Source organism: Pedobacter sp. MC2016-14 (genome assembly GCF_020991475.1).
Lineage (GTDB): Bacteria > Bacteroidota > Bacteroidia > Sphingobacteriales > Sphingobacteriaceae > Pedobacter.
Map to the genome: position 1 here is coordinate 129,170 of NZ_JAJMPA010000001.1, position 19,413 is coordinate 148,582.

Below are 19,413 nucleotides of genomic sequence, written 5' to 3' on the forward strand. Positions count from 1 at the left end.
TCAAGCGTTTGTATCAGAATATCAGGCAGACGCTTAAGGGGTTGCAAAGGTACAGTTAATTTTCGTACCCGAAACTTTTTAAATAATTCTTTTTACTTCTCCAGTCTGGCAGCACCTTAACAAAGGTTTCCAGAAAAACTTTCTGTTCCAGGAATTTCTCAATATCCTTCCGCGCTTCTGTTCCAACTTTTTTAAGCATTGCGCCGCCTTTTCCAATCAGGATGTTCTTTTGAGAATCGCGCTCTACTATAATTTCTACACTGATGCGGGTAATTTTCTCTTCTTCTTTAAAAGAGGTCACCACTACTTCTGTACTATAAGGGATTTCTTTCTGGTAGTTGTTAAAGATCTTTTCCCTTACAATTTCAGACACAAAGAAACGCTGGCTACGATCGGTCAGGTCTTCTTTGTCGTAATACGGGGCATGTTCCGGGATATTGTCCAGGATCATTCGCAGGATGCCTTCAAGGTTGTATTTATGGAGTGCCGAAATGGCAAAGATATGTTTAGGCTTAAGCTGCTCTTGCCAGTAGGCGGTTTTTTCGTCTACCTGTTCCTGGGTGGCATTGTCAATTTTGTTAATCAGCACCACCATCGGGATGGTAGTATTGAGTATTTTTTCGAGCACATCGTTTTCATCATGCACTTCGTTAATGTCGGTTACAAACAAAAGCAGGTCGGCATCTGTAAGCGATCCGTTAACCGCACTCATCATCGAATCCTGCAGTCCGTACTTGGGTTTTATGATGCCCGGCGTATCGGAAAACACAATTTGGTAGTGCGCTTCGTTAACAATTCCTAAAATTCTGTGGCGGGTAGTTTGGGCCTTCGGGGTAATGATAGAAAGCTTCTCCCCTATCAGGGCATTCATTAACGTAGATTTGCCCACATTGGGCTTACCAATTATACTTACAAAACCAGCTTTATGCGACATTGAATATTTTTAAAAATAAATTTGTTTTGCAAAGAAACGAAATATATCTTTGCAGTCCAATTTAAAAACAACACAATAGAAGTTCTTTGAGGTTTTAAGTTGTATAAAGTGCGGGGTGGAGCAGTTGGTAGCTCGTCGGGCTCATAACCCGAAGGTCATCAGTTCGAGTCTGGTCCCCGCTACCAAAGAAGTTGAGATGACACTTCTTTTAAAATGGCCCGTTCGTCTACCGGTTAGGACGCCAGATTTTCATTCTGGAAATAGGGGTTCGATTCCCCTACGGGCTACAATAAAATACTGGTTGAAGAAATGGCCCGTTCGTCTAGCGGTGAGGACGCCAGATTTTCTGTCTGGTAACAGGGGTTCGATTCCCTTACGGGCTACAAAGACCCATAAGGGATGGATCTTGAAAAATATAGTGCGGGGTGGAGCAGTTGGTAGCTCGTCGGGCTCATAACCCGAAGGTCATCAGTTCGAGTCTGGTCCCCGCTACCAAAGAAGTTGAAATGACACTTCTTTTAAAATGGCCCGTTCGTCTACCGGTTAGGACGCCAGATTTTCATTCTGGAAATAGGGGTTCGATTCCCCTACGGGCTACAAGCCGCTTTGCGAAAGTAGAGCGGCTTTTTTGTTTCAGAACAGTGATATCTGAGTATCTAATGGTCCTTCTCCCCTAAACCAATACGTACCGATTTTTTCATATTTGAGCTTGACATAGGTAAATGGCCTACGTAATAATACAATGCGATCTGCAATAGTACTAGAATGATATTCGAGATTTTTCCAGCTTTCCGCCACCTTGATAAAATCAGGCTCCAAAATCCCTTTTGCAATGGTTAAATGAGCATCTTTTATATTGTAGTGGGACCGACAACTTTTTCCTGACTTCAATATCGGATTTGAAAACTTCCTGATATATTGGGCCATTCCTGAAAATTCTTTTTCATTTTTAAGTTTCACATAAAGTGCAAAGGCAGGTATTGAAAAATAATCAAAGCCACAAAGGTCTATTTGGAAAGGTGAAATTTTTCCAATATTTCTCTCAAAATTTTTCATCAATCTTTCTTCGTTTGAAGCAGGTTGAATAATTTCAAAAACGGTAAAATGGGGCTTAGAATAAACTGCGGAAAGCCAGCGGTATTCCTTCTTACAACGAGTTTTCATGTCCTGTACATCTGATGCAACCTGCGTATCCGGCTCTATTATTCCTAGATACTGATTAAGTCCATTACTGTCCATATCTAATTTTTAAACTAATTTAAAATTTATTTTTAGTGTTTTTTTTGTGATTATTTTAATTAACACCATGAAGTTGAGCATGAATTAAATTAAAATTCTATCTTTGCACTCAATTCTTGATTTGTTAATCTTTTAAATATCAAGTAATCATGACGGCGTTTCACTACATATTGCCCCTTTCGCTCATTGCCCATTAGGTAGGCAAAAACCATGCTTTTTTATTTGAATAAGTTGCAGCCGCTTTTTTTAGTTATGCTGATTGTTTTTACCTGCCAAATATTTATTGGGCTTTTGCTTAGCACTCTTAAAAGGGTATATCCTTACTCAAGGATGAAATAGAGATCCAATAGCATTTCAAGAAAATAAAATGGAAGTCCAATGGACAATTATGAATGGCCACGCTGTATTTAATCGGCGCGGCAAAAAAGAAGACTCGTTAAAACTGATCGTGACAAGCAACTGATACAAATTGATAAACGCCGCAATGAACTTTGGGAACAAAAAAGACTTTTACCAAAAGTACCATTAGCGCATCCCTATCAGCGTAGCTGGAAACGTCTTTTTGTGCTTCGTGAGGATATTAGACTTGATCAGAAAGTATATCGATAGCAATCATCTCTCTCCACGCATTAGTCACTTAACCCGCGGTTGCAGTTATCACTGGAAAGATGTATATAACGAACGTGTCAAATACATTAACAAATTTAAAAACATACCCAGATACGACCGTAAAGAAGTGTATCTGGAATTAGAAACATAACCCAAATGGGCAATTTACGAACAAAAGATTTAAGTAAAATAGGTTATCATGATGATCAGCTGCGAAGCCTTGTCATTGGCATAGCCTCTAAAAATTTCAAACACCATAGCAAACAGCAACTGCTGGAGCTGTTGGTAAACATTAAAAATAATCCTGAAGCATTCTTGGACAATGATTTAACATGCAAGATAGCTGAAAAGGTAATTGGCAAAACAACAGCACCATTATTTAAGGCATTTGACCTTCGGAATGAACCTGTGTTTTGTAAAACCTATGGAGGCAAGGGCATTGAACAATCGGCAAGAAAACAAATGGAATTGGCTAATCTACTACCCGTAAGTGTACAGGGCGCTTTAATGCCTGATGCACACATGGGCTTTGGTCTGCCTATTGGTGGTGTATTGGCTACAGACAATGCAGTTATCCCTTATGCAGTAGGCATGGATATAGGCTGCCGTATGGCAATTTCTATCATTGATGAGAACGATGTTTTTTTAAAACGATTTGAATACCAAATCAAACAAGCTTTAAAGAATCACACCCACTTTGGTATGGAAGGTGGTTTGGAAACCAGGCAAGAGCATGAGATACTAGACAGCCCTGTTTTTAACCAAATTTCCTTTTTGAAACCCTTACGTGGTAAGGCTGTGAGGCAACTAGGTACATCTGGCAATGGCAACCACTTTGTTGAATTTGGTGAAATTGAATTATTTGCTAACAACACATTAGGCTTACCAGCAAAAAAGTATACTGCTTTGTTAACGCATTCAGGTAGCCGGGGGTTAGGATCAGCAATAGCCAGACATTACACCCAGATAGCCATGAATACCTGCAAACTGCCACGTTATGCACAACAACTAGCCTGGTTAGATATGGACAGCGAGGCAGGACAAGAATACTGGCTTACCATGACTTTGGCGGGTGATTATGCGAAAGCTTGCCACGAGCGTATCCATGCTAACCTGTTAAAGGTTTTAGGCTTGCAAGCACTGCACCTGGTAGAAAACTATCATAATTTTGCATGGAAGGACCAATTAGCTGATGGGCGGGAGGTAATCATCCACCGTAAAGGGGCAACACCAGCACATAAAGGTGAGCTGGGTATTATCCCTGGTAGTATGACCACAGCAGCCTATCTGGTATCCGGCAAAGGAACCAGCGAGTCATTGTATTCTGCCTCGCACGGCGCTGGGCGGATCATGAGCAGACAAAAGGCTAAGGACAACATGACGGTTTCGGCTATGAAAAAGTTATTGAACAACGCACACGTAACCTTAATTGGCGGCACTGTTGAAGAAAACCCTTTAGCGTATAAGGATATTGAGACAGTTATAGCAGCACAGCATGAGTTGGTTGATATCCAGGGCAAGTTTCACCCACGTATTGTGAGGATGAATAAGGATTAGTTATTTTGACTGCTTCCTTTTAAGATGTAAAAGCCTTACCACATTTAGGTAAGGCTTTTTTAAATTGCTATATAACTTGGCTAATGGTTTTACCCAGGCGGAAAGTTACCCTATAGGAAAGGAAACGGAGGCACAAGCCTTCTTTAATTCAGACAATGTGTGTACTTCCTCCTTGATTTGGGGAAGATTGCGGTGCGAGGCACGATAAACCCGCAGAATATACTGGTGTGTTAGCGTTTCTATAAGATAGGTATCTCCGACTCACTGTATCTCCCGGTTTAATCCCGCCCATTTCTGCCGCCTGGTACTCAGTAGGCACTACATCAGTTAGTAATACGGCGTCATCAGGATCCATCTCTGCAGGGATAACTGTAGGGCCAACGTCTGCATATGGAACCCGTACATATTCAGCCTGTCCACCGTCGTATCCGCCAGCAGTATGAGAATAACCAAAGATGCCACCAACAGCAGTGGCCATTGGATTAGATTCATGACAATTGCCAAATAAACCTTGCTTGCAAAAATTACATTTACCGCAAGCAATGTTAAAAGGTACCAGAACCTGATCGCCAACTTTGAGGTTTTGCACCAAAGGGCCAACTTCTTCTACCACTCCGGTAAACTCGTGTCCGAAAGTAGAGCCTACCCTGGTGTCGGGTACCATACCATGGTACAGGTGGAGATCTGAGCCGCAGATACAACTGCGGGTAACCCGGATGATTGCATCTTCAGGATGTTGAATCTCTGGCATTGGCCGCTGTTCGGCCCGGACCCTATAGGGTCCTCTGTAATTCATAGCTAGCATCTGTGCAGGATTTAAAGTAATTTAATCAAGAACAACAAAAGCCTAACTGATGTTTAGCTGGAAAATACGGTTTTAATTGCGTGATTTACGGATTAAGCGGGCGTTTTTGCTTCGGGCCCACTTTTGCCAAAATTATTTAAATAAGTATGAATGCCAGCTATTTCATGGCAATGACGTTTCCAGTGCGATTTGGTAACAGTGCCTCACCATCTACAAGCACCGCAATTAATTTGGACATTTTGTTTTAAATTATTCACTGCGAGATTTCTTATGCTGGAGATTTTGTCGGCAGGCTTTATCCTGGCTAGCAAAATCTAGTCGATAAGGTGATTGGAGATTTGCATAAAGAGTGATTCGCCACCATTAACGTAAATAAAATTTCCCATTAGCGTTTGGCGTTCCTTTTTTCAACAGTATAGTTTACTGCCTCGTTCACAAATCTGTTGAGTTCTATGAGGGTGATGGCAACGCTACTCGTGCGACTGTATCGAGCCATGTTAATACCGATAAACTTTCCATCTAAGTTAAATACCGGACCACCACAAGCTGTTGGCAGAATTTTAGCGTCATGTACAAAAACATTTTTAAAACCATCATATCTTATGCTTTTGCCACCTAAAAATTTCTCGGCAATGTGTGTGGAAGTAATCAACGGTCGCTTTCCCAATTTGATCTCAACAGTATTGTGCTTACCATCTCTTTGATAAACAAGCTTTACGATATGATCTGGTGCGTTCTTTTGGATACCTTTGATGAGCTGATCAGTAGAAGTGATCGCGAGCCCATTTAGTGTCTCAATTTCATCTCCGCTTTGAAGTCCGGCTAAATCTGCAGGAGATTTAGGTGTTGTACCTACTATTTTACACTTTCCTTCAGCTTCTGATAAGCTTGCGCCAAGATAGCCGCCACTGTATAGTGCTGGTAGAGTAAACTGCAAACTGCCAATGGCACTAGTTTTTCCAGCATCGGTTGGACTCGGCGAAATTAAAATATCGCCTAAATCTTTAAAAGCCAAGGTATCGCTGATGGCATTAGCTATTTTAAACCACCGTTTATTTTTTTCTCTAACTCTAGCAATACCAAATCCGACTCTTGCTCTCTATAGACTATTTTAGCTGCTATTAAGTAATTGCCAATTTTAGCACTAACCTGGTTACCTATAATTGAATTTTTAGAAACGATATATGTTTTTTTACCGAAAGATTTATCTTGAGTAAAATTGGCGAGGTTCAATAAGACTCCCAGGCCCTGCAAACTGTCTGCGCTGTTTACCAATTGAACGCTATATTTATCTACTTTTTCTTCAAGTTTAGCGAGTTGAAGCGAGAGTCCATTAGGTTCCTTAAAGTAAATTCGGTTGTTTGCCAATGGGTCTATAGGAATTTCATCCGCCTTTGGCAAAAACTGATAGTCTTGTGGTTTAACCAATGCTGACCAGTATTTCCTGAACATGTCAATAGGAACATCAAAGTTATTTTCCAAGGGCTGGGTAATATTACTACGGATACCAATTACTCGCCCATAAACATCAAATACAGGACCACCAGAATCACCTGGTTCCATTAAGCACGTGGTGCGAATTTGTCTTCTTCTAGCACTAGGCAATTCGGCAACATAGCCTAGGCGGATGACTGATCTTGGAGGGCTGAAGCTACCTGGATAAGCAATGCTAAAGCAAGGTTCGTTTACTTTGAGGGATGATGACCAGCCCATTTCTGAAAACGGAAAAGTATCTTTGGACTTGATCTGCAATACTGCTGCGTCATATAGCGCAATTCGGCCCATGCCGATGGCAACATATTCTTTATGATCTGGAAATATGATCAAATAAGCATTACCTGTACGCCCCGCATGTCCAGCCGTGATAATCGTTCCAGAGTTATTTACTATTACCCCACTAAATCTTGTGCCAGATGGACGCTTTTTAACAGTATCATAGCCAACAATAAAGACAGTTGCATCATACGCTTTTTTTAAATTACCCTTAAGCATAGACTGTATTTTCTTAGCCTCAGGATCAACCTGTTGACCCATCGCTGTCGGTAGAATTGACAGCGAGAATGCAACAAACAATAGGGTACGAAATATTAAATTTAATTTTTGCATGTTCAATTTTTGACAAAGCACAGCCACGCAGAAAAATTATCTGCAAAAAAAGCCTAATGGACAGCTCGTTTCATGATCGAGCTGTCCAGAGCTCAGAAGATTTAGTGATTGTTTTTAAAGTGCTTTTTTGTTAATGTGGTGGTCAACATATTTTTGCTATTATTTGCAACTTATGATCATCCGCGTCATTTTTATTTTCTACTTGCTTTTGCCTGGTACTCTTTTAAGGTTTCTTCGTATTGGGCAACAAGTTCCTTGGTAATCCTTGCTCCGCCTTTGCCTGCCGTCAGTGCATCGCGAGTTTTCTCAACAACGACTTGTTGGTTTTTGACAGCATTTTTATAGTCACCAGCCAGAAAATAACATTTAGCTATATAATCGTATACCAATGGATTTACCTCTCCCTTACTTCTGGAAATATACAGTTTAAGACATTCTGTTCCGAAGAGATAAGTTGCTGGTTTAAGACCTGTACGTTCAGCAATTGCAGTTCCAAAGTTCGCAACTGTATTGCCGCCAATAGTAGTAGTTGCTAAAAAATTTTGTGCCACTTCGACACCTTTTTTCTCATCCAAGAAATCTAAATATGTTGTGAATTTCTTCATGGTTATCCCATAAGACATGTCCGGATGATCAGCTAAAATCTTGTCAAGAGCAGCAATTGCGCCTTTGTAATCTTTTGCTGCTAAAGCTTTATCATAGTTTTCCGATATCGATTCTTGCTTATTTATAGTGGCAGCGACTTTAGCTCTCTCCTCTTCGGAGACTTTTGGAGCTGCATTTTGCGCCCCACTTTGAACCGATGCTACCATGGCTTCAAGTCCGGAAGGACTTCCAATCCAAATTAATTTACCATCTTTAACCAACATGGTTGAAGGGATACCACTAATACCTGCATTCTTCAGCCAATTTTTGGAAACGTATTCTTCGTTATTGTCTACAGCAACATTGAAATCCATATTGTTCCCCATACTCTTTACAAACTTTTCTACATTGGGAAGCGATGATTCATAAGGTCTGCCGCCTACTTTTTCCCAAACATTGTATGCGATCACGGTAACTTCGGGATGCTTTCTTGCGAATTCTGAAAGTCCAGGCATGGCAGCAATGCAGGGACCGCACCAGGTTGCCCAAAATTCCAGAACGTACAGTCGGTCCTTCTCGTAAGAACTCACTGGGGTGCCTTTCAGCCATTTTGAATATCTGATTTCCGGTGCGGCATCGCCCACGATTAAAGGTGTTTTCTGTTGAGCTATTGTTAGCGAACAACTTGCAAATAACAATATAAATGTTAGTGTATTTTTAAAGATCATTTTCATTATTTATTAATTTTATTATTTGAGTTAATAAAGAGGTTTTCTGTATGGCAATTAAACCACCAATATGTCCAGAAACCCTAATCGTAATTTCATTTTCCTACGTTAAATATTTCGGCCAATTTTTTATCCATTTCAGCATCTTCACCAGCGTATCTTCCAATGATTACGCCTTTGCTATCGATCAATATCTTGGTTGGGTATACCTCTACAGTATATAGATCGGCAATAGATGCGCTACGATCAAATCCACCATCCGGCAGTCTTTTCAATCCTCGAAGAACATGTTTCCATACCCCGATTTTATCGTCATCTATTGCTTTTTTCCAGGCAGGGATTGCAGAATCGTCATCAGAAACCCCAATAATCTCGAAGCCCTTGGCTTTGTATTTATCATAAAGTGATAATAAATGTGGATTACCAGCGCGACATGGTTTGCACCAAGATGCCCAAAAATCAAGCAACACGTATTTTCCCTTGTAATCTGCTAGACTCAGTTTTTCGCCTTTAAGTTCGGTAGCTGTGAAGCCCGGAGCAACTGCACCAACAGCACCATTTCTTATGATGTTCAACTGTTTGTCTATTGCTTTTCCTACGGCACTTTTCGCAACTTCAGGAGATAATAAGCTGTATCTTTTCTGAGCATCTGGTGATTTCAAATCAGCTTGTAGCAAATAGGCAGTTACATATCCCTGCGGATATTTATCCATAAATTCGCGCTCCTTAGCTTTCAATTGAGTATAAATCGGGATCAACTTTTTCCTCGCTTCTTCGGCTGCTACCCTAAGTCTGGTGATCGTCTCTTCATCAGCTTTGTTTATTTTAGCAGGAGCTACAGCAAGATTTGCATCTTCATAAGCATCCATCGCCTTCGAGAACTGAGGTAAAAGCTCGCCTTTCATTTCCCGCAGCTTTTTTACCTCATCAGCTATAGCAGTTCCTTTAACCACACCGCTAGAAAAATCGCTTCCATTGATGGAGAGAGCTTGAGCACCGGGAGTTAGGAAAATCTGAAAAAAGTTTGCTGATTTAGTTGGTCTTTTGGTCTCCATTACCTTGGCTTCGGTAACACCGTCAATATTGCCTTTAAATAAAAAAGCACCTTTTTCAATTACTGCACTATCGGTAACTGACTTGTTTTCAATATTCTTGTATTGTAAATAAATCATCCCTTTCGTTTTTTCAGTGATATTCCCTTTAATTATAAAGGGCTTTTCTTGGGCAATAGCTGTCAATGTTACTATTGACATTGAGAGCATTAGCAAATTTGTCATTCTTATCATAGGTCTTAAATTAGTTGTTTTGAGTAGCCTGTGGTGGCCAAAAGGATGATGAATACTTCAATGTGGGTATTTGATATAACTATTTCAGTTTCTGAGTTAAAATAGCTTTAGTTCATGCTCTGACAGATTTCGTGCAATAATGGTCCCGCTAGGATCGACCAAACTTCCCCAGTGTTTCCATAAAACTTCGTTACGCCATATCTAACCAACGCAAACTCGATTTTTACTTTAAACATTGGAATTGGACATCAAATTTTATGGGCACGGGACTTTCGCGCCCATAAAATCTGAATTATTACTTATCGAGAATAACTAAAAAGTAAACTTCCGCCTCCCTCGGTAATCGAATTATAAGTTGTACCTACGTGATGAATTTCCTTTATCTTACCTTTGCCCGAAGCCGTTCTAACGGCTGCTCCAACAGGTAGGCCGCCAACCATATTATACATAAAAACCTTGTAGTTGCCATCCTTATAAGTAGCAACGGTAAAGAAATCAAGCTTTGGCGTTTCATAGTAGTTAAACCTGTTGGAAACATAAGTAATGGTTTCATCGGCAGGCAAACCCTGTGGTAAAATAGCAACTTCCTCATTATTGGTGAGGTTATAATAATATAGTTTGTTAGCATTTACAAAATATATCATCTGGGCCGTCCTTTCGTTTGCACCAAAGTATGTTGCGGTGTGCAATTTGGAAGTAGAAGCAATATTCCTGATACTTGCTACCGTGGGTACGGTAAAGGGGCTAGGGGCAACACTAGTCAACTGATAAAGTGACATCTTAGACGCATCAGAGCGGTCTCTAAACAAGATATTTACAACGTTGCCCGTATTCCCCATGAACACGCAATTATAATTCAGGTTAGTTGTTGGGAAGTTGGTGGTCGTAGTAATTTCCATCGCTATCGATTGGTAATTGTGAAATAATATCCGACGATTTATTTCGTCCCAATAAACAAATCCAACGTTTCCAACAGCCATGGCCCATTGGTCACTTGCACCTATCACGGCTTCGTTTACGGGAGCACCATATTTACCCGTTCCAATGCCAGAGGTGGTATACACTCCGGAACTCGATAAGTAAACACTTTGCGCGTGATTGGTATAAAACTTATAGGGTATATCATTTGGTTCTGCGTAGAACATGGACGTATGATCAAATAATTGATACATGTCCGCAACGCGATAAATCCCAACTTTTTTATCAAATGTAATCAGGCCAAGGGCATGGGCATTGGTACGGGTAAGTGTATAGGGATCTACAACTGGCCGGTTATACATCACTCCCATGCTGCGTGGCTTTCCAAGAAGTGATGCCCCATTCGTTTTTTTGACGATATCGGTTAATACTGTACCATCATCAATCAACAGATCCATGTCGCTATTGCCATCTTCAGTTTCCTTAAGAAAATAATGCCCCTTGCTGTAGATACTTGTCACCTCCAGGGTTAGCATAAAATTTCCGCTCAAACCATTTGTTTTGTTTTTCACCGAATATATGACATGAAAGTTTCCTGGACTGCCTTTAACCGGGTAAGACAAGTTCCGGTCACGACTGATCGTATCGATAATACCATAGGGCGCCAATGCGGAATAACGTATCCAAGCGTATTCATACAGCTGAGCATCTGCACCTGATCCAATTGTCGGATTGATTTTCAAGGTATCCCTTGCAGTAATCTGTACATATCTTTCGTTAATTCCAGTAATTGTTATTTTGTTGACATCAACAAGGTTATAGTTGCTTTCGTCTTTGTAACACGAGACCAATAAAACTGCACTGAGAATTATTGCATATAGAGAAAATAGTTTTTTCATTTTTTTTTATTTGAGTTTAACCCAGCCTTAACCAGGAAATGTTACTACCGTACCGTTTGCCTCTTTTAATACATCTTTACCAGCAGCTATTTGGGCTGCATTATATGCCGATAATTTCTTTTTAAGTTCAGATCGTAAATACAATGCGTATTGGGTGTCAAAATTTGCGTTTGTTCCGGTTGCAGTAAAACCAAGATCCAGCAAGTAATTATTATCCCAACTGCCACCAGTCTGCTCTCTTAGCCAGGCATGTTTTACAACTCCGTATGCACCAAGATAAGTACTCGTAGCGGTAGTGCCCCAGCTTACAGGTTTGGCCAGTTGGTCATTTAAGGAAATTCTCAATCCAGTCCTCGTCGGGTTTGAAAATGTGAACGAATCGTTTAGCTTAATCCTAAGTTTTAAACTGTATGTATTGGTTTTAAGGCTTACATCACGTTTGAAAACTATAGGCAATCTGGCTATGGTCTGCCGTGCTGGTACCACAAATCGTCGTTTGATATCTGGATCAGTCAACGGAACGAAATGCTTTCCAGGTTCAGCATCGTTGAGGCCCGTGAGCACCTGTTCCAATGCAACTTCGCGATTTACATCACTAACGGGGCCGATGGTTTCCACTCCGAGCCAAACGGTATCGATGGTTGCAGCTGGAGCCCCTAAAGCAAAAGAATAATTGATCAGTGTGTCTGCCGGTGTGGCATATAAAAAATTCAATCCAGATCCATTGTCATAAGGTTGCAGCTTTTTCTCGCAACTGGCAAAGGCTGCCATCACAGTGACTACTAAAAAATATTTTATGAATTTCAATCTCATGTTTTTTATGATTATTTTGGGTTAAATTCAGTCATTGGAATTGGAAGGATGTAATGAGCTTCAGTAACCGCTCCGGTTCTGTTTAACATTGTGGTGGCCCCTAAACGTTTATAGGTATAGAACATCTGTCCTTCAGCGTAAAACTCTCTCCGATACTCATTGATAACGCCAGTTTTCACTGCGTCTAACGTGGGGAATAAAATTCCGGATGTAGCATCATGTGAAAGTTGATATTGCTGGTAAAGTGCGTTTGCTTCGGCAAGGTCGGTAGTGGTTTCCATGACAATCAGGTACATTTCCGAAAGACGGATTAATGGGATGACCTGTCTTTTGGTTACGTTTACGGGAAGCGTGCCTACTGCAGCATCTTGGTTATATTTTTTTAATGTAGGCAAAGTTGTTCCCGCCTGATTTGTTGTTGTAACGTTCCATAACTTCTGATAACGTCCGTTATTTGCAACAGTTGGGATACCTGCATAAAGAGTTGTGAGCTTAGCAGTATTTAGGGAAACGTTGAATGTTCCCACTCGGCTTAATGCATCCGGACCAAATACAGTTGACACATAATCTGCTAGATTAACAACGTGAAGCATCATTAGACTTTCAGATGGGCTGGTAAGATAGCCAAGTGCAAAATCTTCCTGGCTACTCAAAGTGATAACCTTGTTACTGGTTGGTCCTGTTGCGTTAATGATGCTTTTAGCGATAGTGTATGCTTTTGCGGTATTGCCGATATATAGGTAAAACCTTGCCTGTAAGCCCTTCACCGCCCAATAGTTGAACCTGTTTTGACGGAACCTCATGAAATCATCCTGTACGCCGGTTGCCAAAGTATTCAGCTCTGCAAATGTATTTGAAAATATAGGGTCGTTTTTATCAAGCAACTGTTCTGCAGCAAGCAAGTCTGCTTCAATTTTGGCAACAAATTGAGCATAGTTGTAGTAGGTAGGCAAGTCACTTGTAGACACACTTTCAGCGTAAGGTAGGGAAACCTGTTTAGTGGCATTTTTGGGAAGCTGTCCGAACAGGCGCAGCACATCTAGATGGCAAAATGCCCGGATGGCAAGCGCTTCGCCTAAAATAACCGATCGTTTGGCTGGATCATTAATTACTGATCCATGTAATGGCATATTATTGATGATCATATTAGCATTGGCAATTGTATTGTACAATCCCAACCAAATTTGGCTAATCGAATTGCGGGCATTAGCACTAAGGTCCAGATTTGCATCTGCATAGGTAAATAGGCTTAGCTCATTGTCGTCCAACCGGGTTGTCCCGGTGAGATGCCATAACTGCGCTAGAGATTCAATATTGGTCATGGTCAACTTTTCACCATAGATATTGCGGTTCTTAAGCTTTATATAAACTCCGTTCAACGCATCGGCAAAGCCCGAATATGAACCAAACTGTTCTTCTGTTGTTTTCTGGTTTTCTGGCTTCACATCTAGCCATTTTCTACAAGACGTGAGTGATACCAGTAAGGCAAGGAAACTAATTACAAATATTTTTTTCATGATGTAAGAATGTTAAAACGTTAGTGATAAATAGAGACCTGCACGTCTTGCATAAGGATAGCTTGTACCTCTTTCACGTTTAATTGAAGACAGGTAGAGCAGATCCGACATATTTATTCCAAATCTTGCATTCTGGATACCATACTTTTTCAAAAAGGCATTTTTTGCAATATTGTAGTCAAGACTTGCGCTTTGTAATTCCAAAACATTATCGTCCATTACAAATCTGGTAGATGCTAGCGTGGCTGCATCAGAAAAGGCTTTAAAGAAAGTCACATCACCTGGTTTGCTCCATCGTTGGTCTAATACGCGACGGTCCATGTTGCGGTTCTGCAATAAGGACCTTACTACTTCTACCCTGTCAATGAGTGTCTGATTATAGACTTGTCCTCCCCAACGGAAACCAATGTTAAGGTTAAAAGTAAAATTAGCATATCGTAACACTGAAGTAAGGTTACCATTGTACTTGGGATTATTGATTCCAGCAAAAACCTTTGCAGAAGCACTCCAAACATTGGTCAAATTACCGTTGGCATCAAGAAAAAGTTCCTGCCCAGTACTCGGATCTATTCCTAACGATCGCACAGCCCATATAGAATTTTGGTCATAACCTTCTTCGAACAACGTACTTACAGCAGTTCCTGAAAGCCTATAGGCAGCGGATTGTGCTTTAATTGCGTTAGACAGTTTTGTGATCCTGTTCTTATTATAAGCCATCCTCGTCCCAAGCATCCAGTTTAATTTCGCTCCAGTATTACGAATCACATAGGCATTTAAGGAGGTCTCGAAACCTGTATTTTTTACTTCGCCAACGTTATCCGTGAAAGAGGTAAATCCAGTAGAAAAGGGAAGGTCTCGCGAGGAAAGCAGATTAGATGTCGTCTTAACATAGTAATCTACGCTTGCACTTATCCTACTATTGAAAATGTTAATCTCAGCTCCGCCATTTAATTGCTTTGTAACTTGCCATTTGAGATTTTCATTACCAAGCGCTATCAAGGATGCACCACTTCGGTTGATATAACGGTCGTTGGTAGAATATTCATACATTTGCTGCGCTTGATAGGCCGAGAATTGCTGGGAGCCGTTTTCGCCGACAGAACCCCTTAAACGCAGCAGGTTGATGACGCTATTATTTTTTAGAAAATCCTCATGATGTACGTTCCATCCAAGGCCAGCACTCCAAAAAGGGGCAAAACGGTTATTACTCCCAAATTGGGAACTACCATCTACTCTGTAAGACAAATCTGCAAAATACCTATTGTTATAGGTGTAGTTGACATTACTTGTTAAACCTATTGTTCGTACTGTGCTTTGTGTTCCGGTTGGCCTGCTGTTTGCTGCGTACTGAACAGCATTCCCTAGAAAGGCCTTACTTTCAGCTGGAAACCCTTCCGCAATGAACCCATAGTTATAATTCTTCACCTGCCGAGTTGTTACGTCTAGACCTGCGTATACTTGATGCTTACCACCAAAATTTTTAGAATAACTTAATGTAGCCTGCCCCTCCATATTGGCACCCTCACCAGTGTTATAAGTGTAACGTCCTCTGCGGAAATACAAGGCATCAGTTGTATACGTGCGGAAGGCAGAGTGGTTGGCTGGCAAAAAGACATCAGAGGCGGTCGTTCTCTTAGAGATACCAAAGCGCGTAACCAATCGAAAACCTTTGACGAACTGCCAGTCGAGGGTGAAATTGTTAATCAATTCAGTATACCTCGATTCATTCATTGTGTTTAATGATGCATCGTAGAGAGGGTTTATATTATCTGTGCTACCTGATAGAAAAGGAGGCAAATATTGCTTTAAAGAACCGTCAACCCCATATGGTGTATCATAAGGCATGGCGTTTACCCAATTACTAAAAGCACCGTATGGGCTTTCTGTGCCCTTATTTATTCCAACACTAAGCTGGTTACGAAACAATAGGTTTTTGTAGGTGTAGGATAATGTAATATCTCCATTTAACGTATTCCGCTCTGAACCTCTCATAGCTCCTTGAGTACTATTGTAAGCTAAGTTGGCTCCCCAAACAAATTCATTACTCCCGCCTTCCAATCGCATACCATATTTTTTGCTAAGCCCCGTTCGAATCGGAAAATGTAGCCAATCAGTGTTAACACCCGCAAGCACATCTCTCAATCGCTCATTATAAGCATTTTGACCCAACAACATCGACGGCGCATAGGCGTTAGAGTATAAACCCTCTCTATATTGTAACTGAAGGATTTCCGCCGCCGATAGCATATCATAGGAACTAAGGTCAGGTAGTTCGGTAGTGAAATCAACACGCGGAGATATAATTAATTTTCCTGGCTTTGGCTTTTTCCGTATGATTACGATAACGCCATTTGCTCCTCTAGATCCATAAATTGCAGTAGCAGAGGCATCCTTTAGAATATTAATAGATTCGATATCTTCATCATTAAAGTCCATAAGCCTTGTAAGTGAGATTTCAAAACCATCCATGATTACCAAGGGTACGTTAACCACGGAGTTTAAACCTGCATTGTAGTCTGCTACGCTAGTTGGTAAGGACGACCTGCCCCTAATGGTCACGTCAGGGATAACATTCGGGTTACTTCCCATGCTATTATTTACTGGAATTTGAAATGCCGGATCTAGGTTTTTGATAGTTTGCAGTAGATTCTGTCCTCTATTGGCCTGAATTTGGTCGGCTGTAATTGTAGTTACAGCTCCTGTATAACTTTCTTTTGCCTTGTTAAAAATACCCGTCACCACAACATCTTTCATGTCAGTAATACTTTCTTTAAGGATCACAACCATTGGTGTATTTGTAAGCACAACAGGCACCTCCCTTTGCGCAAATCCGATATAGCTGAACACCAGAATATCACCTTTTTCACCTTTTATAGTATAAGATCCCGATGCATTAGTTTGTACCGAAACTTTTTTGGTCTTGTTGTACACGGTTACACCAGGGATTCCCTTGTTATCGGAATCGAACACTTGACCTCTGATCACGGAATCGGCCAACACCATGGTTGATCCTGTTTGATTGGTAACTTTGCGTTTTATTACAACTAGCTTGTTGCTTATGGTATAGGCAAGCGGAAGATCTTTAAGAGTTTGATTTAGAGCCTTTTCAACAGTGCTGTTAACGACATTGATTTTTATGTTATTGAAGCCGTCGATAAGATCTGCATCATACAGAAAATCATAACCACTTTGCTGTCTCATTTTTTTGATAAGACTGGTCAGCGTTGCACTCTTTTCGTTGAGGTTAATATTCTGCGCAAAAGAACTACTAGCTTTCACTTCTAATATTGTAGCAAGAATAATGACAACAAATACCTTCATAGTTAACGGGATTTTTTTGGCATAGAGAGAGCACCTACCAAAATAGTTGGTAAAAAATTTATTCATTAAGTTAGTTGGTTTAAACGTAACTTTGGTTTAGCGCAAGCTACGTTGGTTAATAATGTCAATTAATTATTGATGATTTCCCTCGTATCCCTGGCTCCGAATGCACTCGGGGCCAGGTTATTTTACACAGAAAGCATCTTGATTGGTAGTAGTTATTTAATCACCCTGATCCTCCTTCCTTCAATTTTAAATCTAACGTTTTCTAATTCCTGAAGCCGTTCCAAAACCTCGGTGATGCTTCTAGCTCTGGAGATCTGCCCTGAAAGATGCAAACCACTTGGTTTATAGTCATAAACAATCTCTACATCATACCATCTGGAAATCATATTCATTGTGCTTTCAAAGCTATTTCCATCAAAGAAAAAATCGCCACGCATCCAGGCAATAGCTTCTTCTGGATCAACTGATTGAACTATAATATGACCACTTGAATTTATGGCTTGTTGGCCTGGATTGATTATATTGTTTCCAACTCGAACAAGACCTTCCTGCAACGTAGTTTTGATAACATTTTCTTCTGCATAGGCATTTACATTAAATTTAGTACCCAATACTTCTATGGTTTGATTTGGACTTATTACGCGAAAAGGTTTATGCTTATTATGGGCAATCTCAAAGAAGGCTTCACCTTCCAAAAGTTCAACTCGACGGTTCTCAACCAAGTCAGATGGAATTTTCATGTCCGAGGCGGTGTTAAGAAAAACGTGTGAACCATCAGGCAGATTAATTTCAATATGCCCACCCCTAGGCGTGGAGATATTATTGTACGAAACTTCTTGACTTTTACGATGAGGAAGTATGGAATAAATTAAGCTGCCATCATTCCTTTTCGTAATTGATATATTTTCCAATTTTAGGCTAGCGCCCTTTTCCAACGCAGTCAAATCAAACTTCTTACCGCTCGCCATGGTAAGGATTGCTTTATTCATTCCTGGTTTAATTGACGCGGATGAGATACCAGGCTTTTCTGGTACACTCATTCTTTCATTCGTAGTAAATAGCCAAGTGCCAATCACTAGTGCCATTACTGCTGCCGCTAATCTTAACCTAGGCCATAGGCTAAGGATACGAGGTCTGATGTGCTGATCTATACGTTCACTTAAAAGATTTTTAATACTGGATTTTTCTTCGTCGGAAATCCCATCCCAAGCACTTTCCTTTACTTGAAATGCATTGTAATAGGTTAAGTAAATCTTATACTCCTGCTCACTCGCTTCCCCGGTAGCTACTCGGTTTGCGATTAATAAAAATTCCGTCTTGGTCATTGCTGTCTAATGCTCTATATATGTAAAGCACTTTAGCGACAGGTATCACCTATATCGTTTATAGATTATTTTACAATAGTTGATAATGGGGCAGCTAAAAAAGCAAAAGAAGCAGATAATTCGAACTACCGAGCCGCTTTCTTAATTTATTAAGAGCGGTATTGATCTGATTTGCGACAGTTTTTTCGGAAATACCCAGCTTTTCAGCGATTTCTCTGTTGGATAATTGACCGACTCGACTAAGATGAAATATTTCCCTGCATTTTTCAGGCAGATCATTGATAAATGTATCAATAAATTGCCTGAGCTCGGCGACTTCAATCATTAAATTGATATCATCAGCCACCACTTCCTGCAAATCCGCTAATTGATCGAAAAAAGTAGAGCGTACTTTATCGTTTCGAATGTAATTAGCGACTTTAAATTTTACCGCCGTAAGTAGGTAACCCTTGCATGATGTAAGTGTCCAATTCAACCGATGTTCCCAAAACCAAATAAAAATTTCCTGAACAATATCCATACTGGAATCCTTATCGCGAAGTACATTATAGGCTGATGCGTAAAGTATGCTCCAATACTTATTATAGATTGTCTTAAATGCAGAATAGTCACCAGTTTTGACTAGCGCTAATAGGTCTCTTTCTTCAGTATCATTATAACTAACCACTTTGGCTGACATATGTCGCAATATAAAAATAATATTCAACATCAGCCATTAATTGAAGGTCCGGGAGCACGTGGATCTCTAGGAAACTTACTGCGATC

General features: G+C 40.5%; 14 protein-coding genes and 5 tRNA genes. 6 read left to right on the forward strand and 13 right to left on the reverse strand.

Translation table 11 applies throughout. The features are described 5' to 3' along the window. Positions 1-55 precede the first annotated feature (55 nt). Entirely contained in the window at positions 56-934 is an 879-nt protein-coding gene (era, locus tag LPB86_RS00490; RefSeq protein WP_230640505.1) for a GTPase Era, read from the reverse strand. Positions 935-1,043: 109 nt separating this feature from the next. Between era and LPB86_RS00495 the strand changes: the two genes are divergently transcribed. From LPB86_RS00495 to LPB86_RS00515, 5 genes are all read left to right on the forward strand, one after another. Continuing rightward, a tRNA-Met gene (locus LPB86_RS00495) sits at positions 1,044-1,119 on the forward strand. A gap of 30 nt (positions 1,120-1,149) precedes the next feature. After that, a tRNA-Glu gene (locus LPB86_RS00500) sits at positions 1,150-1,221 on the forward strand. Between the two features lie 24 nt (positions 1,222-1,245). Next, a tRNA-Glu gene (locus tag LPB86_RS00505) sits at positions 1,246-1,317 on the forward strand. 36 nt (positions 1,318-1,353) lie between these two features. Beyond that, positions 1,354-1,429, forward strand: a tRNA-Met gene (locus LPB86_RS00510). A gap of 30 nt (positions 1,430-1,459) precedes the next feature. Beyond that, a tRNA-Glu gene (locus tag LPB86_RS00515) sits at positions 1,460-1,531 on the forward strand. A 36-nt stretch (positions 1,532-1,567) separates the two neighbouring features. Here the strand turns inward: LPB86_RS00515 and LPB86_RS00520 are convergent. After that, positions 1,568-2,173 (reverse strand): 2'-5' RNA ligase family protein, encoded by a 606-nt coding sequence (locus LPB86_RS00520; RefSeq protein ID WP_230640506.1) that lies wholly within the window; start codon positions 2,171-2,173, stop codon positions 1,568-1,570. Between the two features lie 765 nt (positions 2,174-2,938). Between LPB86_RS00520 and LPB86_RS00525 the strand changes: the two genes are divergently transcribed. Then, complete coding sequence (locus LPB86_RS00525; RefSeq protein WP_230640507.1) at positions 2,939-4,339, forward strand: RtcB family protein; 1,401 nt, start codon at positions 2,939-2,941, stop codon at positions 4,337-4,339. Positions 4,340-4,487: 148 nt separating this feature from the next. Here the strand turns inward: LPB86_RS00525 and LPB86_RS00530 are convergent, their stop codons facing one another. The 11 genes from LPB86_RS00530 to LPB86_RS00580 form a co-directional block, all read right to left on the reverse strand. Beyond that, the gene (locus tag LPB86_RS00530) at positions 4,488-5,090 is read right to left on the reverse strand and encodes an alcohol dehydrogenase catalytic domain-containing protein (RefSeq protein ID WP_230640508.1); all 603 of its coding nucleotides are present in this window, start codon (positions 5,088-5,090) and stop codon (positions 4,488-4,490) included. Between the two features lie 439 nt (positions 5,091-5,529). After that, positions 5,530-6,159, reverse strand: a complete 630-nt coding sequence (locus tag LPB86_RS00535; RefSeq protein WP_230640509.1) for a PDZ domain-containing protein — start codon at positions 6,157-6,159, stop codon at positions 5,530-5,532. 20 nt (positions 6,160-6,179) lie between these two features. Next, positions 6,180-7,250 carry a serine protease gene (locus LPB86_RS00540; RefSeq protein WP_230640510.1) on the reverse strand — a complete coding sequence of 357 codons (1,071 nt, stop codon included), beginning with the start codon at positions 7,248-7,250 and terminating at the stop codon, positions 6,180-6,182. Positions 7,251-7,441: 191 nt separating this feature from the next. After that, positions 7,442-8,569 (reverse strand): TlpA disulfide reductase family protein, encoded by a 1,128-nt coding sequence (locus LPB86_RS00545; RefSeq protein ID WP_230640511.1) that lies wholly within the window; start codon positions 8,567-8,569, stop codon positions 7,442-7,444. 89 nt (positions 8,570-8,658) lie between these two features. Then, positions 8,659-9,816 carry a TlpA disulfide reductase family protein gene (locus tag LPB86_RS00550; RefSeq protein WP_230640512.1) on the reverse strand — a complete coding sequence of 386 codons (1,158 nt, stop codon included), beginning with the start codon at positions 9,814-9,816 and terminating at the stop codon, positions 8,659-8,661. A 332-nt stretch (positions 9,817-10,148) separates the two neighbouring features. After that, entirely contained in the window at positions 10,149-11,666 is a 1,518-nt protein-coding gene (locus LPB86_RS00555; RefSeq protein WP_230640513.1) for a PKD-like family lipoprotein, read from the reverse strand. Between the two features lie 27 nt (positions 11,667-11,693). Beyond that, positions 11,694-12,479, reverse strand: a complete 786-nt coding sequence (locus LPB86_RS00560; protein ID WP_230640514.1) for a DUF4843 domain-containing protein — start codon at positions 12,477-12,479, stop codon at positions 11,694-11,696. Between the two features lie 11 nt (positions 12,480-12,490). After that, a complete protein-coding gene (locus LPB86_RS00565) occupies positions 12,491-13,996 on the reverse strand; it encodes a RagB/SusD family nutrient uptake outer membrane protein (protein ID WP_230640515.1) in 1,506 nt (501 codons plus the stop codon). 12 nt (positions 13,997-14,008) lie between these two features. Further along, on the reverse strand, positions 14,009-17,317 hold the full coding sequence (locus LPB86_RS00570) for a SusC/RagA family TonB-linked outer membrane protein (RefSeq protein WP_230640516.1): 3,309 nt from the start codon (positions 17,315-17,317) through the stop codon (positions 14,009-14,011). Positions 17,318-17,535: 218 nt separating this feature from the next. After that, positions 17,536-18,648, reverse strand: a complete 1,113-nt coding sequence (locus LPB86_RS00575) for a FecR family protein (RefSeq protein WP_230640517.1) — start codon at positions 18,646-18,648, stop codon at positions 17,536-17,538. A 94-nt stretch (positions 18,649-18,742) separates the two neighbouring features. Beyond that, positions 18,743-19,327, reverse strand: a complete 585-nt coding sequence (locus LPB86_RS00580) for an RNA polymerase sigma-70 factor (protein ID WP_230640518.1) — start codon at positions 19,325-19,327, stop codon at positions 18,743-18,745. Positions 19,328-19,413 lie beyond the last annotated feature (86 nt).

Bases quoted from the DNA above. Each gene is read 5' to 3' on its own strand.
- era (WP_230640505.1), bottom strand. From the start codon at position 934: ATGTCGCATAAAGCTGGTTTTGTAAGTATAATTGGTAAGCCCAATGTG.
- LPB86_RS00520 (WP_230640506.1), bottom strand. From the start codon at position 2,173: ATGGACAGTAATGGACTTAATCAGTATCTAGGAATAATAGAGCCGGAT.
- LPB86_RS00525 (WP_230640507.1), top strand. From the start codon at position 2,939: ATGGGCAATTTACGAACAAAAGATTTAAGTAAAATAGGTTATCATGAT.
- LPB86_RS00530 (WP_230640508.1), bottom strand. From the start codon at position 5,090: ATGCCAGAGATTCAACATCCTGAAGATGCAATCATCCGGGTTACCCGC.
- LPB86_RS00540 (WP_230640510.1), bottom strand. From the start codon at position 7,250: ATGCAAAAATTAAATTTAATATTTCGTACCCTATTGTTTGTTGCATTC.
- LPB86_RS00545 (WP_230640511.1), bottom strand. From the start codon at position 8,569: ATGAAAATGATCTTTAAAAATACACTAACATTTATATTGTTATTTGCA.
- LPB86_RS00550 (WP_230640512.1), bottom strand. From the start codon at position 9,816: ATGTCAATAGTAACATTGACAGCTATTGCCCAAGAAAAGCCCTTTATA.
- LPB86_RS00555 (WP_230640513.1), bottom strand. From the start codon at position 11,666: ATGAAAAAACTATTTTCTCTATATGCAATAATTCTCAGTGCAGTTTTA.
- LPB86_RS00560 (WP_230640514.1), bottom strand. From the start codon at position 12,479: ATGAGATTGAAATTCATAAAATATTTTTTAGTAGTCACTGTGATGGCA.
- LPB86_RS00565 (WP_230640515.1), bottom strand. From the start codon at position 13,996: ATGAAAAAAATATTTGTAATTAGTTTCCTTGCCTTACTGGTATCACTC.
- LPB86_RS00570 (WP_230640516.1), bottom strand. From the start codon at position 17,317: ATGAAGGTATTTGTTGTCATTATTCTTGCTACAATATTAGAAGTGAAA.
- LPB86_RS00575 (WP_230640517.1), bottom strand. From the start codon at position 18,648: ATGACCAAGACGGAATTTTTATTAATCGCAAACCGAGTAGCTACCGGG.
- LPB86_RS00580 (WP_230640518.1), bottom strand. From the start codon at position 19,327: ATGTCAGCCAAAGTGGTTAGTTATAATGATACTGAAGAAAGAGACCTA.